This is a genomic window from Flavobacterium bizetiae, assembly GCF_902804475.1.
Taxonomy (GTDB): Bacteria; Bacteroidota; Bacteroidia; order Flavobacteriales; family Flavobacteriaceae; genus Flavobacterium; species Flavobacterium bizetiae.
Window position 1 is genome coordinate 1 of record NZ_CADCSU010000002.1, and the last position, 279, is coordinate 279.

The 279-nt window shown below is 43.7% G+C and carries 1 pseudogene; it reads right to left on the bottom strand.

Annotated elements, in window-relative coordinates:
* Window positions 1-279, bottom strand: a pseudogene (locus FLACOL7796_RS00010) (hypothetical protein); the annotation flags it as partial.

Genomic DNA, 279 nt, shown 5'->3' on the forward strand with positions numbered 1-279 from the left:
CGTTCCTGATACTGTGTTTGGATCTAAAGTCAATACTCCGCTGGCATCAATGGATAACGGTCCTGTTGTAATGGCTGTAACTGTTGTGTTTAAAGCCGTTACGTCTACTCCGTTTAGTTTATCATTTGCTGTTACGTTACCCACTGTAGTGGCAACTGTTGTTCCAGGTGTAGCGGTATAGCTGTCGTCATTGGCTACCAAAGTTCCTTTTACTACCACTGTTGCTTCTGCTGTATCACAGTTCACCGGATTAGCTCCTTTTTCACAGATTTGGTACGT